Annotated in this window: 14 protein-coding genes; 7 read left to right on the top strand and 7 right to left on the bottom strand. The window is 73.5% G+C overall.

Translation table 11 applies throughout. The features are described from left to right. Positions 1-133 precede the first annotated feature (133 nt). On the bottom strand, positions 134-1,063 hold the full coding sequence (locus tag E1166_RS23820; protein WP_132342185.1) for a hypothetical protein: 930 nt from the start codon (positions 1,061-1,063) through the stop codon (positions 134-136). 97 nt (positions 1,064-1,160) lie between these two features. On the opposite strand from E1166_RS23820, the gene cofD reads away from it, so the two are divergent. Next, on the top strand, positions 1,161-2,108 hold the full coding sequence (gene cofD / locus E1166_RS23825) for a 2-phospho-L-lactate transferase (protein ID WP_132342187.1): 948 nt from the start codon (positions 1,161-1,163) through the stop codon (positions 2,106-2,108). Then, the gene (locus tag E1166_RS23830; protein ID WP_132342189.1) at positions 2,105-3,193 is read left to right on the top strand and encodes a coenzyme F420-0:L-glutamate ligase; all 1,089 of its coding nucleotides are present in this window, start codon (positions 2,105-2,107) and stop codon (positions 3,191-3,193) included. The genes cofD and E1166_RS23830 overlap by 4 nt, the downstream gene beginning before the upstream one ends. A gap of 19 nt (positions 3,194-3,212) precedes the next feature. Here E1166_RS23830 and E1166_RS23835 read toward each other — a convergent pair whose 3' ends face one another. Then, entirely contained in the window at positions 3,213-4,250 is a 1,038-nt protein-coding gene (locus E1166_RS23835; protein WP_132342191.1) for a hypothetical protein, read from the bottom strand. Between the two features lie 39 nt (positions 4,251-4,289). Here E1166_RS23835 and E1166_RS23840 point away from each other — a divergent pair, with 39 nt between their 5' ends. Then, entirely contained in the window at positions 4,290-4,937 is a 648-nt protein-coding gene (locus tag E1166_RS23840) for an NUDIX domain-containing protein (protein ID WP_132342192.1), read from the top strand. An 89-nt stretch (positions 4,938-5,026) separates the two neighbouring features. Here E1166_RS23840 and E1166_RS23845 read toward each other — a convergent pair whose 3' ends face one another. Then, on the bottom strand, positions 5,027-6,118 hold the full coding sequence (locus E1166_RS23845; protein ID WP_132342200.1) for a sugar phosphate nucleotidyltransferase: 1,092 nt from the start codon (positions 6,116-6,118) through the stop codon (positions 5,027-5,029). 62 nt (positions 6,119-6,180) lie between these two features. Next, positions 6,181-7,326: a glycosyltransferase family 1 protein gene (locus E1166_RS23850; protein WP_132342193.1), complete on the bottom strand. Its 1,146-nt coding sequence runs from the start codon at positions 7,324-7,326 to the stop codon at positions 6,181-6,183. Between the two features lie 151 nt (positions 7,327-7,477). Between E1166_RS23850 and E1166_RS23855 the strand changes: the two genes are divergently transcribed. Further along, positions 7,478-8,167 (top strand): TIGR03089 family protein, encoded by a 690-nt coding sequence (locus E1166_RS23855; protein ID WP_132342194.1) that lies wholly within the window; start codon positions 7,478-7,480, stop codon positions 8,165-8,167. A 152-nt stretch (positions 8,168-8,319) separates the two neighbouring features. Here E1166_RS23855 and E1166_RS23860 read toward each other — a convergent pair whose 3' ends face one another. Both E1166_RS23860 and E1166_RS23865 read right to left on the bottom strand, forming a co-directional pair. Further along, a complete protein-coding gene (locus E1166_RS23860; protein WP_132342195.1) occupies positions 8,320-10,284 on the bottom strand; it encodes an acetoacetate--CoA ligase in 1,965 nt (654 codons plus the stop codon). Positions 10,285-10,450: 166 nt separating this feature from the next. After that, positions 10,451-10,966, bottom strand: coding sequence for an acyl-CoA thioesterase (locus tag E1166_RS23865; RefSeq protein WP_132342196.1), 516 nt, complete (start codon positions 10,964-10,966; stop codon positions 10,451-10,453). 23 nt (positions 10,967-10,989) lie between these two features. Here E1166_RS23865 and E1166_RS23870 point away from each other — a divergent pair, with 23 nt between their 5' ends. Next, on the top strand, positions 10,990-11,658 hold the full coding sequence (locus tag E1166_RS23870; RefSeq protein ID WP_132342197.1) for a hypothetical protein: 669 nt from the start codon (positions 10,990-10,992) through the stop codon (positions 11,656-11,658). 52 nt (positions 11,659-11,710) lie between these two features. Here E1166_RS23870 and E1166_RS23875 read toward each other — a convergent pair whose 3' ends face one another. Further along, positions 11,711-12,874 carry an acyl-CoA dehydrogenase family protein gene (locus tag E1166_RS23875; protein ID WP_132342198.1) on the bottom strand — a complete coding sequence of 388 codons (1,164 nt, stop codon included), beginning with the start codon at positions 12,872-12,874 and terminating at the stop codon, positions 11,711-11,713. Positions 12,875-13,125: 251 nt separating this feature from the next. Here E1166_RS23875 and E1166_RS23880 point away from each other — a divergent pair, with 251 nt between their 5' ends. Both E1166_RS23880 and E1166_RS23885 read left to right on the top strand, forming a co-directional pair. Further along, positions 13,126-14,553, top strand: a complete 1,428-nt coding sequence (locus E1166_RS23880; RefSeq protein ID WP_132268675.1) for a UDP-glucose/GDP-mannose dehydrogenase family protein — start codon at positions 13,126-13,128, stop codon at positions 14,551-14,553. Positions 14,554-14,706: 153 nt separating this feature from the next. Then, positions 14,707-15,069, top strand: a 363-nt coding sequence (locus E1166_RS23885) for a hypothetical protein (protein WP_132342199.1), incomplete at its 3' end; no start/stop codon positions are given.

Consider the following 15,069-nt stretch of genomic DNA (forward strand, 5'->3'; position numbering starts at 1 on the left):
CACTCGGCTTGCGGCAAGTGGTGCTGCCGGTAGACCCAGACGGCCCGGAATGCCGCAAAGTGTTACCGACCAGCGGCGGGCCGGCCCGAATGGCGTGGGATGCCCCGTGTGCCGCCGACGTGGGCGGCGACGGTCAGGACCCGGGTTCGTCCCGGCGGAGCATCTGGGTCCGGTCGCTGTCGTCGGCCGGCGGGGCCGGCGGCGCGCCCGCCTCACCCGGTTGCCGGGGAATGGCCTGGGTCGGGTCGACCGACGGCGGCTGCCCGAACGGTGGCGCGGTGTTCGGCCCGGAGAACGGCGGCGCGGACTGCGGCGCGGCCCCGAACGCCGGCCCCGACTGCGGCGTCGCCCCGGATGCCGGTCCCGCGTTCGGCGCCGACGGCGAGCCGAACGCCGGCCCGGACTGCGGCCCGGCCCCGAACTGCGGCGCGGACGGCGCACCGTACGGGCCGCCGGCCGTCGGATAGCCGGCCTGACCCGGGGGCGGGTACCCGGCGGTGGGGAAGGCACCCGGGGCCGGCTGCTGCGGCCAGCCCGGCTGCGGCTGCCCGTACAGGCCGGGCTGAGGCTGAGGCTTCGGGACGTGGTAGAGGGTGCGCCAGATCCGGTACACGACGAAGGCGGCGATCGCGAAGATCGCGAACCAGGCCGTACGGATCAACAGGCCGAGCAGTGCCCGCAGTACCTCCGCCTCGGCGAGCCGGCCGACCAGCCAGACCAGGACGGCCAGCGCACCGAGCAGCGCGCCGGCCGCGTACTCGACCAGGGCGACCTGGGTGATCTGCTTCGCCCGGCCGACGACCGGCGACACGTGGGTGGCGAGCAGCACCGCCAGCAGTGGCAGGACGATCGCCTGCAGACCGACGAAGGTGAAGAAGCTGTTCCCCATCCGGTCGGCGAAGCTGTTGTACCCGTAGACCGGCGTGAGCAGGTCGATGAAGGCGACGAAGAGCAGCACGGCGTTCGCGGCGAGCAGCACCAGCGCCGCCAGTTCGCGCAACGGCCGGGTGAGTTGACGGGCCTGCTCGGCGTCGTGCGGCGCCGGCTCGGCGGGGCTGGTCACGGGATCTCCCTCGGTCCAGACGGGCGGTTGCCGAGGTGAGCCTAGTCTCCCTGCCCAGCGGCGAGGGGGACGTGTCGGGTACGCGAGGATGGACGTCATGCGCATCGTGGTACTGACCGGCGGGATCGGCGGCGCCCGGTTCCTGCTCGGCGTCCGGGCGTTCGCCCAACAGGTGGGCGCCGAGGTGACCGCCGTGGTGAACGTCGGAGACGACCTGCTCCTGCACGGCCTGAAGGTCTGCCCCGACCTGGACAGTGTCATGTACACCCTGGGCGGCGGGGCCGACCCGGAGCGGGGCTGGGGACGGGCCGACGAAACCTGGACGGTCAAGGCGGAACTGGCCGCGTACGGGGCCGAGCCGACCTGGTTCGGGCTCGGGGACAAGGATGTCGCCACCCACCTGGTCCGGACCACCATGCTCCACGCCGGGTACCCGCTGTCGCAGGTGACCGAGGCGCTGGCGGCCCGCTGGCAGCCCGGCGTACGCCTGCTGCCGGCCACCGACGACCGCCTGGAGACCCACGTGGTGGTCGACCTCGACGGCGGTCAGCGGGCGATCCACTTCCAGGAGTGGTGGATCCGTCACCGGGCCGACATCCCCACCCACCGGTTCGTCTTCGTCGGCGCGGAGAACGCCAAGCCGGCCCCCGGGGTACGGGAGGCCGTCGCCGGGGCGGACGTGGTGCTGGTCGCGCCGAGCAACCCGGTGGTCAGCGTCGCTCCGGTGCTGGCCGTGCCGGGCCTGCGGGAGGCGGTGGTCGACGGGCCCGCGCCGGTCGTCGGCGTCTCGCCGATCATCGGCGGCGCGCCGGTGCGCGGGATGGCCGACCGTTGCCTGTCGGTGCTGGGCGTGGAGTGCAGCGCGGCCGGCGTCGGCCGGATGTACGGCGCGCGGCGCGACGGTGGCCTGCTCGACGGCTGGCTGGTCGCGCCGGAGGACGAGGGCACGCAGGTGCCCGGGGTGACGGTCCGGTCCGCGCCGCTGCGGATGACCGACGAGGCGGCGACGGCGGACATGGTGCGGGCCGCGTTGGAGCTGCGGTGAGACTGGAGATCCTGCCGGTGCCGGGCATCGGCGACGTGACCGAGGGCGACGATCTGGCGGTGTTGATCGCCACTGCCGCGCCGTGGCTGCGCGACGGGGATGTGCTGATCGTCACCAGCAAGATCGTGTCGAAGGCGGAGGGTCGGCTGGTCGATGTGCCGGCGGACGGCCCGCAGCGGCTCGCGGCCCGGGACGAGGTGCTGGCCGCCGAGACCGCCCGGGTGGTGGCCACCCGGGGAGCGACCCGCATCGTGCAGACCCACCACGGCTTCGTGATGGCCTCCGCCGGGATCGACGCGTCCAATGTCGACAAGACCCGGTTGGTGTTGCTGCCCGAGGATCCGGACGCGTCGGCCCGGGCGCTGCGCTCGGCGCTGCGGGAACGTTACGACCTGGACGTCGCGGTGATCATCACCGACACGATGGGCCGACCGTGGCGCAACGGGTTGACTGATGTCGCGCTCGGGGTGGCCGGGATGTCCGCGATCCGGGACCATCGGGGCGAGATCGACCCGTACGGCAACGAGCTGCAACTCACCCAGATGGCCGTGGCCGACGAGTTGGCCGGTGCCGGCGAGCTGATCAAGGGCAAGTGCGACCAGGTTCCGGTCGCGGTGGTCCGGGGCTATCTGGGCGGCACCCGGGACGACGACGGCACCGGTGCGGCGGCCCTGGTCCGGGACGCCTCGATGGACCTGTTCTCCCTCGGTACCGCCGAGGCGAAGGCGGCCGGCCTGCGGGAGGCCGCCACCCTGCCCGACGGTCCGGGGGAGACGGCGGCCGACCCGGCGGCGGTGGCCCAGGCGATCGCCGCGGTGGCCGACGTGGTCGCGCCCGGCACGGTCTTCACCCACGTCACCGACGACGAGGTACGCGCCGGACTGGTCGGGAAGGTCGCCGGGTGGCCGGAGCGGGCCAACGGGCTCGTCCTCGGCATGGTGCCCACCCCGGTCGACCGGGCCGATCTGGTGCGCTTCGGCGCCGACGTGCAGCGGCTGCGGACCGCGCTGGCCGCCGAGGGCGTGCCGTCGGCGCTGCTGCCGCCGCCGAAGGGCAGCACCGCCAGCGCCTGCCTGGCGCTCTGATCGAACGCCGGTCGGGCCGTCAGCCCACCCAGAGCGCCACCCGGTGGTCCTCGTCGGTGACGTAGAACCAGGCCCCGTCGCACTCGGCCAGCCCCTCCACATGGTGGAAGGGCGCCAGGTCGGCCACCACCTCCCCCGGGATCCGGTGCTCGTCGGCGGCCGGATCCCAGCGGAACCGGACGTGCCGGGAGGTCACCTCGCCGCCGGTGGGGTGGGCGTCCAGCAGCACGGAGCCCTTGCCGAGCGCGTCGATCGACCCGATCACCGCCGCGTACCCGCCGTCGGGGGTGGGCGTGACGGCCCGGAAGCCGGCCAGCGCGCCGGGCGGGGTCACCCCGGTCAGCGCGTACGCCCGGCCGGCGCGGGGCCAGGCGGCGTCGGCGAACATCTCCGGCACCCCGGCCAACTCCACCAGGATCGGTTCCCCGTCGGCGGTCACCGGGAACCGGAGCCCGAGCAGCGCCGTACCGTCCGGGGCGAAGGCGGCGGCCTCCACGTTGAGCGGCAGGTCGTCCTCGGCCAACCGGGTCACCCAGCTCTTCGCCCGTGCGGTGCCGCGGGCCAGCGTCTCGACGATGAACCGGCTCCGCACCCGGTCGCCGGGCGGCAACGGGGAGAACGACGCCTTCGCCAGCGCGTCGTTGACCGCACGGTGCAACCGGAACCGGTTGCGGACCACCTGGACCGGCAGGGTGCCGGCCGCCGCGTCGTCCTCCCGGAACCGGGCCACGAAGGCGCGGCGAGGGCGCAGCGGGCCGCCCTTGGATCCGAAGTGCGAACCGAAGACGTACACCCAGCCGTCGTGGTGGGCCAGCGCCTCGCCGTCCTCGGTGCGACCGTTCTCCGACCCCGCGTCGGCCGGCACGTGGTGGGCGGCCCACTCACCGTCACCGCGTTCCAGCAGCAACGCCAGGCAGCGCTCGACCGGCCCCTCGTCCAGTACCGTCCAGAAGCCGCGCCGGGCCCGGTGCGCGCGCAGCAGTGCCGGTGAGCGGACCGGCAGCAGGTCGCTGGCCTCGTTGCCGGCCACGACGAACTCGACGAGTCGCAGGGTCACCGGGCCAGGGTACGGAACGGGTGCTCGTAGAGTGTCGGGATGCCCGACGCCTCCCCCACCACCGAGTCCGCCGTCCCATCCGCGCCCCGACCCGGGTCGGGCCCGTACACCGGCCACGGGTCGGAGCCCGACGGGCGGCGGGCATTGCACGCCGACGCGGTCGCGGTACTCACCGACTGGCCGGCGACCAGCCCGACCGCGGGTGAGGCACGGGACCGGACCCTGGAGCTGCTGGCCGCCGGCCCGGTGGCGACCGACCGCGGTCACCTGCCGGGCCACCTCACCGCCAGCGCGCTGGTGCTCGACTCCACCGGGTCCCGGGTGCTGCTCTGCCTGCACGGCAAGTTCCGTAGGTGGGTGCAGCTCGGTGGGCACTGCGAGAGCGACGACCGGACGCTGGCCGGGGCCGCGCTGCGCGAGGCGACCGAGGAGTCGGGCATCGCCGGGCTGGTGATCGACCCGGTGCCGATCGACGTGGACGTCCATCCGGTCGCCTGCCAGGGCGGTTCACTGCACCACGACGTACGCTTCGCGGTGTTCGCCCCGCCGGGCGCGGTGGAGCGGGTCAGCGACGAGTCCGAGGCGCTGGGCTGGTTCCCGCCGGATCGGCTGCCCGAGCCGCTGGCCAGCGCGACGGCCCGACTGGTGGCACCGGCCCTGGCCGCCCTGGCCCGCCGTACCGGCTGACCCGCCGGCGGCCGTCCGAATCGATCCCCGCCGGCGGCCCGGGCGGTATCCCGCCGGCCGGCGGTGGGCCGGCCGGCGGGGAGCCTGGGTCAGGTCAGGCCCTCCTCGCCGCGCTCCTTGAGCACGTCGACCAGCGCCTTGACGTCCTGGGCCCGCTGGCGGGGGCAGACCAGCACCACGTCCGGGGTGTCCACCAGGATCAGGTCCCGTACGCCGAGCGCGGCGACCAGCCGGCCGGACTGCGGCACCACCACCAGGTCGTGGACGTCGTGCAGCAGCACCCCGGGCTTCGCTTCGGTGCCGAGCACGACGTTGCCGGCGGCGTCGGCCGGAAGCACCTCACCGAGGGTGTGGAAGTCGCCGACGTCGTTCCAGCCGAAATCGCCGGGGACCGTCGCCACCCGGCCGGCGGTGGCCGCGCCCTCCATCACCGCGTAGTCGACCGAGATCTTCGGCAGCGTGGGCCACACGGTGCCGAGAATCTCGTCCTGCTCGGGGGTGCCCCAGGCAGCCGCGATGGTGGTGACCCCGGCGTGCAGCACCGGCTGCTGCCGGGCGAGTTCGGCGAGGAAGACGTCCACCCGCCAGACGAACATGCTGGCGTTCCAGAGGTGCCGCCCGGAGCGCAGGTACGCCTCGGCGACCGCAGCGGCCGGCTTCTCCTTGAACTCGGCCACCCGGCGCAGCGGACCGTCCCCGACCGGTTCACCGGTCTCCAGGTAGCCGTAGCCGGTCTCGGCGCGGGTCGGGGTGATGCCCACCGTCATCAGCAGCCCCTGTTCCGCGCCACGCACCGCCGCGCGGACCGTCTCCACCCAGCCGTCGGCGTCACGGATCAGGTGGTCGGCCGCGAAGGAGCCCATCACCGCCGCCGGGTCGCGTTGCGCGATCACCGCCGCGGCCAGCGCGATCGCCGCGCAGGAATCCCGGGGCGAGGGCTCCACCAGGATGTTCTCCTCGGGCAGCCCGGTCAGCTGCCGGGCGACCGCCGCCGCGTGCGCGGCCCCGGTGACGACCAGGATCCGCTCCGGTGTGGCCAGTGGCCCCAGCCGGTTCACCGTCGCCTGGAGCAGGGACGCGCTGGTGCCGGTGAGCGGATGGAGGAACTTGGGATGCCCCGCGCGGGACAGCGGCCACAACCTCGTGCCGCTGCCACCCGCCGGGATGACGGCGTAGAGCATCAGCACATCATGCCCGAACCGGCCCGGCTGGTGAGCCAGGTCGGCGGCGGGGTCGGGACCGGTCAGCTCCGGGCCCGGGTCCACGCCGCGATGTGCACCTCCGCACTGGACTCCCAGGTGAACTCCTTCGCCCGGTCGAAGCCCGCCTTGGCCAGCGCGAGCCGGCGGGGCTCGTCGTCGAGGAGGGCGGCCAGGTCGGTGGCGATCTGGTCCGGGTCCTCGCTGGTGTAGGCGACCGCGTCCCCGCCGACCTCCGGCAGGGACAGGCGCGGCGTGGTGAGCACCGGGGCGGCGCAGGCCATGGCCTCCAGGATCGGCAGCCCGAAACCCTCCCCGTACGAGGGGTAGGCCGCGACCAGCGCCCCGCCCAGGAAGCCGGGCAGGTCGGCGTAGCGCAGGTAACCGGGTCGCAGCAGCCGCAGGTGTGACGGGACCTCCGCCACCGCGCGGTCGATGTCGTCGTCGTGCCCCTGCCCGCCGGCGACCACCAGAGCCGGCGGGTTCTCCCGGTCGGCCACCGCCCGGGCCCAGCCGCGGATCAGGTTCGGTACGTTCTTGCGCGGCTCCTTCGCGCCGAGGAAGGCGACATAGCTGCTGCCACCCAGCCCCAGCCGGGCGCGTACCCGGGCCTTCTCCTCCTCGCCCGGGGCGTGGAAGGCCGCCTGGTCGACCCCGTGGTAGGCGACGTCGATCCTGGTCGGATCGGCGTCGAGCAGCCGGATCAGCTCGTCGCGGGTGGCTTTGCTCGGCACGATGACCCGGTCCGCGCGGCGCAGCGAGGTCTTGATGGCGCTGCGGAAGAACGTCCTGCGGGACTTGTCGTAGTGCTCGGGCTCGGTGAAGAAGGTCGCGTCGTGCACGGTGACGGTGACCGGACAGCCGGCCCGCAGCGGGCAGGTGTAGAACGGTGAGTGCAGCACCTCCGCGCCGACCTGCTGGGCGAGCAGCGGCAGACCGGTCTGCTCCCAGGCGAGCCGGGCGGGGCGGTGCGCGACGGCCGCCGGGGCGGGCACCACCTCCGCCCCCGGCAGCATCCGGGTGTAGCGCTCGAGATCGGTACGGAGGCTGACGACCACCAGGTCGACCGCCGAACCGCAGACTCTGCCGAGCGCGCCGAGCAGGCCGTCGACGTATCTACCGACGCCGCCACGGTCGGCGGGGACACTCGTGGCGTCGATGAGCACGCGGGGCGGGCGACCGGCGGTCACGGGGCGACTCCTTGAACTGGCGGGTCTGTGGGGAACAACACTCGGGGCAAGCCTACGCCGATGCCCGGCCGGCACGCTGACTGCGACCCGACCGTACGCCGACTTGTCGTCGTCATCGAGTACGCGCCTGGGACGCGTATCGTTCGCGCCGATGGCCGACAACATTGCCCGGGTCTTCGCCGACGCGATCGCGACCGACCCCACCCGACCCCTGCTGACCTGGTACGACGACGCCACCGGGGAACGCACCGAACTTTCCGGCGCGACGCTGGCGAACTGGGTGGCCAAGACGGCCAACCTGCTCGTCGACGACCTGGCCCGCCAGCCCGGCGACACCGCCGGGATCCTGCTGCCGCCGCACTGGCAGACCGCCGTGGTGCTGCTGGGCTGCTGGTCGGCGAGGCTGACGGTGACCGACAGGCCGGGCGAGGTGGACGTCCTCTTCGCCGCCGCCGGCCGGGCCGCCGAGGCGGACGCCTGGTCGGCCGGGGATTCCTACGCCCTCGCGCTCGACCCGTTCGCCCTGCCGATGCGCCAGGTGCCGGCCGGTTTCGTCGACTTCGTCAGCGAGGTACGCGGGCACGGCGACCACTTCACGCCGCACCCCCGGGGTGGCCCGGGCGACGCGGAGTTGCTGGCCCGCGCGGCGGCCCGGGCGACGGAGCTGGGGCTGGGCCCCGACGACCGGCTGCTGGTCGACGTCGACCGGCACCCCGACCCGGTCGACTGGCTGCTCACCCCGCTGACCGCCGGCGCGAGCGTGGTGCCCTGCGGCAACCTGGACCCGGCCCGGCTGGCGTCCCGCGCTGCGGCCGAGCGGGTCACCCGTACGCTGCACTGACGTCCGCCGGCCGGGTCCGGCCGCGAACCGACCCTGCCATGATCAACTCAGCGTGCAGGCAGGTCGCGGTGTCCTGGCCGCCGGACAACCCAACCTGCCGCGAGCAAAGCGCGTGCCGCGTCCCGCGCGTGATTCGCGGCGCCCGGGGTGATTCAGGCGCGGCGCTGGGCGAAGGCGGCGAAGGCGGCCAGGGACTCGGGGTTGGCCAGGGCACCGGTGGCGGCGGCCCGATGGACCGGGACGCCGGTGAGGATCTTCTTGACCGGGACCTCCAGCTTCTTCGCCGAGAGGGTTCGCGGGACGGCACGGACCTGGTGGATCTCGTCGGGGACGTGCCGGGGCGACAGCGCGGTCCGCAGCTCCCGGCAGATCCTCGCGCGCAGCCCGTCGTCGAGCGCCAGCCCGTCGGCGAGGACCACGAAGAGCAGCAACTCCCCCGCACCGCCCTCGTCGTCCTCCAGGTGCACCACCACCGAGTCGACGACCTCGTCCAGCCCTTCCACCACCGAGTAGAACTCGGCGGTGCCGAGCCGGACCCCGCCCCGGTTGAGGGTGGCGTCGGAACGGCCGGTGATCACGCAGCCACCCCGCTCGTTGATGGTGATCCAGTCGCCGTGCCGCCACACACCCGGGTAGGTCTCGAAGTACGCCTCGCGGTAGCGGCGGCCGTCCGGGTCGTTCCAGAACCCGACCGGCATGCTCGGCATCGGAGCGGTGATCACCAACTCGCCCAGTTCCCCGACGACCGGGGTGCCGTCGGCCGAGCGGGCCTCCACCCGGGCACCGAGCGCCCGGCAGGTGATCTCCCCGGCGTGCACCGGCAGCAGCGGGACCCCGCCGACGAAACCGGTGCACACGTCCGTGCCACCGGACAGCGACTGGAGTTGGAGGTCGTCACCGACGTTCTCGTACACCCAGCGGAAACCCTCGGCGGGCAGCGGCGCTCCGGTCGAGCCGACCCCGCGCAGCGCCGAGAGGTCGGCGACCTCCCGGGGCACCAGCCCGGCCTTGCGGCAGGCCAGCAGGAACGGCGCCGAGGTGCCGAGGTACGTGGTGCCGGTCCGCGCCGCCAGCCGCCACAGCACCGCCAGGTCGGGATGGCCCGGGTTGCCGTCGAACAGCACGATCGCCGCCCCCACCGCCGGGCCGGAGACCAGGAAGTTCCACATCATCCAGCCGGTGGTGGTGAACCAGAAGAACCGGTCGGACGGGCCCAGGTCGTGGTGCAGGGCCAGCATCTTCAGGTGCTCCAGCAGGATGCCCCCGTGACCGTGCACGATCGGCTTGGGCAGCCCGGTGGTGCCCGAGGAGTAGAGCACGTAGAGCGGATGGTCGAACGGCACCGGGGCGAAACTCGCCGGCTCGTCGGTGGCGGCGGCCAGGTCGTCCCAGCCGATCGCGCCCTCCGGCGGCGGGCCGGCCGGGTCGAGGTAGGAGATGCCGACGGTGTACGCCAGCGTCGGCAGCGCCGCCCGGATCGCGGCCACCTCGCCGCGCCGGTCCACCGACCTGTCGCCGTACCGGTAGCCGTCGACCGCGACCAGGACCTTCGGCTCGATCTGCCGCCACCGGTCGGTGACGCTGCGGGTGCCGAACTCCGGGGCGCAGGACGAGAAGACCGCGCCGAGGCTGGCCGTGGCCAGCATCAGCACGTACGTCTCGGGGATGTTCGGCGCGTACGCCGCGACCCGGTCCCCGGCGACCACACCGAGCCGGCGCAACCCGGCCGCCACCCGGCGGACCCGCTCACGCAGCTCGGCCGCGGTCAGCGTGACCGGCGGGCGGGTCTGGCCGTGCGCGATCACCACCGGGTCGTCGTCGGCCAGGCCCGGCATCCGCAGCACGTTCTCGGCGTAGTTGAGTGTCGCGCCGGGGAACCAGCGGGTGCCGGGCATCCCGAGCGCGGTCAGGGTCGCCGTCGGCGGGGTGTGCGCGACGACCTCGAAGTGGTCCCAGACCGAGCGCCAGAAGGCGTCGAGGTCGGTGACCGACCAGCGCCACAGTTCGTCGTAGTCGGCGAAGTCCAGCCCTCGGTGCTCGCGCAGCCAGCGCAGGTAGTTCCCGATCCGGGACCGCTCGCGCACGTCCGCCGGCGGCGTCCACAGCACGTCACCCACTGCTCCACCCTTCCTGCGGCCCCGGACGGCGATGTTCGTGGGCCGTGGCGCCATCTTGCCCTACCCGGCCATCGTCCCCGCCCGGCCAGGGCGGTACCCGCAGCGACGGGCAAGGCGGATGGCCCAGCCGGCCCGGGGTGGTGACTCGACCGGCCCGGGCGGCAGCTCAGCCCGCCCGGTGTGCCTGGATGGCCCGGCGTTTGGCCAGCCGGTGCGCCCGGCGGATCTCCGCCTCCCGGAACCGGCGCTCGTCGTCCGCGCTCTGCGGCAGCACCGGCGGGACCGGCCGCGGCGCACCGCCCAGGTCGACGGCGACGAAGACCAGGTACGCGGTGACCACCCGCACCGGCTCGTCCTCGGCCGAGTCCCACCGCTCGGAGACGACCTTCACCCCCACCTCCATCGAGGTCTGCCCGGTCCAGTTCACCTGGGCGTGCGCGTGCACGAGGTCGCCGACCCGGACCGGCTCGGAGAAGACGATCTCGTCGATCGAGGCGGTGACCGCCGTGCCGCCGCTGTGCCGGGCGGCGGCCGCGCCCGCCACGTCGTCGACGAACTTCATCAACACCCCGCCGTGCACGGTGCCGTACAGGTTGACATCGACGGCAGTCATGATGCGACTGAGCGTGACGCGAGAGTACGAGGTGGGTTTGCCCTGCGGGGCGGAGGGGTGCTCGGTCATGCCAGAGACGGTACGGTGCGCCAATGCGACATCTCTGGAGCTTCCTCGCCGGTTTGGTGGTGGCGCCCATCACCTGGGTGCTGGTCACCCTCGGGCAGGACGGGTCGGGTCGGACCGTGGACCGCTGGGTGGAGATCGGCACGTACAGCACGCCCAACCTGATCGAGCCGGCCGTCTATCTCGGCGTGGCCGGCGTCCTGCTCGGTCTGCTCGGCACGCTGCGTGTCTCCCCGCTCGGCCCGCTGGTCGCCGGGCTGCTGCTGGTCACCCCGTACGTCGGGATGTTCATCGCGCCGTTCGCCGTGCTCGACCGGATCCCCGCCGGCTGGCGGGTCCTCGGTGACCCGCTACCGCTGAGTCTGCCGGTACGCAACGGCACCCTGTTCCTGATCGGGCTGGCGCTGCTGCTGGCGACGTTCAGCATCCAGCGGTGGCGACGCTGGCCGGCGCGGGCGACCCCCGAGGCACCGGCGGCCCCGGCCGACGAGACGCCCCCGGAGAACACCTTCACCCTGGGCGACTGGCCGCCGTCGGGCGGCGGGAGCGAACCGGACACCGCGCCGCCCACGCTCGGCTACCCGAGCCCGGACACCCCCACCGAGCCGCTGCCCCGGCGCACCGGCGTCGAGTCGCCGTGGACCTCCCCGCCGCCGCGGTACGGGGCCAGGCCGGGGGACCCGGACAACCGGTGACGTCACGGGCGGGCCGGGTCACCCGGCCCGCCCGTTGACGGGTACGTCCGCCTCAGCCCTTGAGCAGTTGGCGGGCCATCACGATGCGCTGCACCTGATTGGTGCCCTCGTAGATCTGGGTGATCTTGGCGTCCCGCATCATCCGCTCGACCGGGTAGTCCCGGGTGTAGCCGTAGCCGCCGAGCAACTGCACCGCGTCGGTGGTGATCTCCATGGCGGCGTCCGAGGCGAAGCACTTGGCGGCCGCGCCGAAGTAGGTCAGGTCGGCGTCGCCACGCTCGGACTTCCCGGCGGCGGCGTAGGTGAGCTGCCGGGCCGCCTCCAGCTTCATGCCCATGTCGGCGAGCATGAACTGGATGCCCTGGAACTCCGCGACCGCCCTGCCGAACTGCTTGCGTTCCTGGACGTACCCCTTGGCGTAGTCGAGCGCGCCCTGTGCGATGCCGACGGCCTGGGCGGCGATGGTGACCCGGGTGTGGTCCAGGGTCTTCATCGCGGTGGCGAAGCCGGTGCCCTCGGCGCCGATCATCCGGTCGGCCGGGACGCGTACGTTGTCGAGGTAGACCTCCCGGGTCGGGGAGCCCTTGATGCCGAGCTTCTTCTCCGGGGCGCCGAAGCTGACCCCCGGGTCGGACTTCTCGACAACGAAGGCGGAGATGCCCTTCGACCGGGCTGTGGGATCGGTCACAGCGAAGACGGTGTAGAACTCCGAGACTCCCGCGTTGGTGATCCACCGCTTCACCCCGTTGAGCACCCAGTGGTCGCCGTCCCGAACGGCTCGGGTGGTCATCGAGGCCGCGTCGCTGCCCGCCTCCGGTTCGGACAGGCAGTACGAGAACATCGCCTCGCCGGCGGCGACCCGGGTCAGGTACGTCCGCTTCAGCTCGTCGGAGCCGGCCAGGACCAGCGGCATCGTGCCGAGCTTGTTGACCGCCGGGATCAGCGAGGACGAGGCGCAGGCCCGCGCCACCTCCTCGATCACGATCGCCGTGGCGAGGGCGTCCGCGCCGGCACCGCCGTACTCGACCGGGATGTGCGGGGCGTGGAAGTCCGCGGCGCGCAGCGCGTCGTACGATGCCTTCGGGAACTCGCCGGTCTCGTCGGCCTCGGCGGCGTGGGGAGCCACCTTCGCGGCACAGATCTCCCGGACCGCGGCGCGGATCGCCTCGTGCTCCTCGGGCAACCGGTAGACGTCGAACGACTCCTCTGCGGCCATGTCGGCCCACCCCTTCCACGGCTATCATGCGCAGTCTGTGGCGTGACGAAGGCTGCCGACTGCCGCAGACTGAAGGATAGCCATGGGGTCCGGCCCGACCCTACCGGCGGGTAGGCTCGCGTACGACGGTCGTCGGCCCGGCACAACTACCCTCACACCAGACGACGAAGGTTTTCCTCGGTGCCCGGCCTTGGCGCCCCAGCCGATTGCGACGCAATGAAGCGCCGCCAGTGCGAGCGGAGAAGACAGGCGTGACGATCCCGTACCCGAACATCCAGCCGGTGCCCGCCATCGCGCCGGTGACGCCGCCCTCGGGTGCGCCGCGGCCCCGGGTCACCTTCCTCGGCACCGGGTACCTCGGCGCGACGTACGCGATCTGCTACGCCGAGCTGGGCTACGAGGTCCTCGGCTTCGACGTCGACGTCGACAAGATCGCCAAGCTGAACGCCGGCGAGGTGCCGATCCACGAGCCGGGCCTGGACGAGCTGCTCAAGCGGAATCTGGCCGCCGGCCGGCTGCGGTTCAGCACCGACATCGCCGAGACCGCCCACTTCGGTGACGTGCACTTCATCTGCGTGGGCACCCCGCAGCGCGCCGACGGCATGGGTGCCGACCTGTCGTACGTCGAGGCGTCGGTGGTCAGCCTGGCCCAGCACCTGACCCGCAAGGCGCTGATCGTCGGCAAGTCCACCGTCCCGGTCGGCACCGCCGAGTGGGTGGAGCAGCTCGTCGGCAAGCACGCCCCGGCCGACCTCGGCGTCGAGGTGGCCTGGAGCCCCGAGTTCCTCCAGGAGGGCTTCGCCGTCGACGACGTGCTGCGCCCCAACCGGATCGTGGTCGGTGTCAAGAGCGACTGGGCCAACGCCATGCTCTACGCGGCCCACAAGGGCGTGTTCGACCTGGCCGCCACCGAGGACCGGGAGGTCCCTCTGGTGGTCACCGACTTCGCCACCGCCGAGCTGGTCAAGGTCGCCGCGAACGCCTTCCTGGCCACCAAGATCTCCTTCATCAACGCGATGGCCGAGGTCTGCGAGGCCGCCGGTGGCGACGTCACCCAACTGGCCCGGGCCATCGGGTACGACCCGCGCATCGGCAACCGGTTCCTCCAGGCCGGCCTCGGCTTCGGCGGCGCCTGCCTGCCCAAGGACATCCGCGCCTTCCAGGCCCGGGCGCAGGAGCTGGGCGCGGGCGAGGCGCTGCGTTTCCTGCACGAGGTGGACCTGATCAACCTGCGCCGCCGCACCCGGGTGCTCCAGCTCGCGGCCGAGCTGCTCGGCCGCCGTTCCGGCCCGGCCGGCCCGGACTTCGCCGGTACCCGGATCGCCGTACTCGGCGCCACCTTCAAACCCAACACCGACGACGTACGGGACGCCCCGGCGCTCGCCGTCGCCGCGCTGCTGCAGAAGGCCGGGGCCGACGTGCACGTGTACGACCCGCAGGGCACCGAGAACGCCCGCCGGGTGGCCCCCGAGCTGACCTACGAGGCCAGCATGAACGACGCTGTCACCGGGGCCGACCTGATCTGCGTACTCACCGAGTGGGCCGACTTCCGCAACGCCGACCCGGTCGCCCTCGGCGAGTTGGTCGCCGGACGCCGGGTGGTCGACGGGCGCAACTGCCTCGACTCGGCACTGTGGATCCACGCCGGCTGGGACTACCGGGGCATGGGCCGGCCCTGACCTCCTCCTGAGCGCCGCCCGGGAGGCACCGCCTCCGGGGCGGCGCTTTTTGTTGTCCCGAATCGCAGTGCCGGGTGTCGAAATCCGCGCCGCGTCAGGGCATGCTGCGACAGTGGGGATCCACAGTGCGCCGGCGGCCGGGTGGAGGGTGTCGTGGAGAACTTTCAGTGCCCCTCGTGCGGGCGGCAGTTCACACCGGCCGCGCGCTGCCCGCACTGCGCGGCCGACCAGCCACGCTGGCGGGAGCACCTGGCCGAGGTCGAACGCTCGATCGCCGAGCTGAAGGCGCGCGACGCGGCGATCGCCGCCGAGCAGCGGCAGATCGCCGCGAAGATGCAGGCCGCCCTCTTCCAGCGGGACATCCTCGCGCACGCCGGCGAGGAACGGATCAAGCAGGCGGCCCGCCCCCGGCGGGTGCTGCGCCGCAAGCCCGGCCGCCGACCGCCGACCGCGGCCACCGGTGCGCCGCCACGGGTGCCCCGGCAGGGCCCCGCGGCACCCGGCCCGGCGGACGCC

This window comes from Micromonospora sp. KC213 (assembly GCF_004348325.1).
GTDB lineage: Bacteria > Actinomycetota > Actinomycetes > Mycobacteriales > Micromonosporaceae > Micromonospora.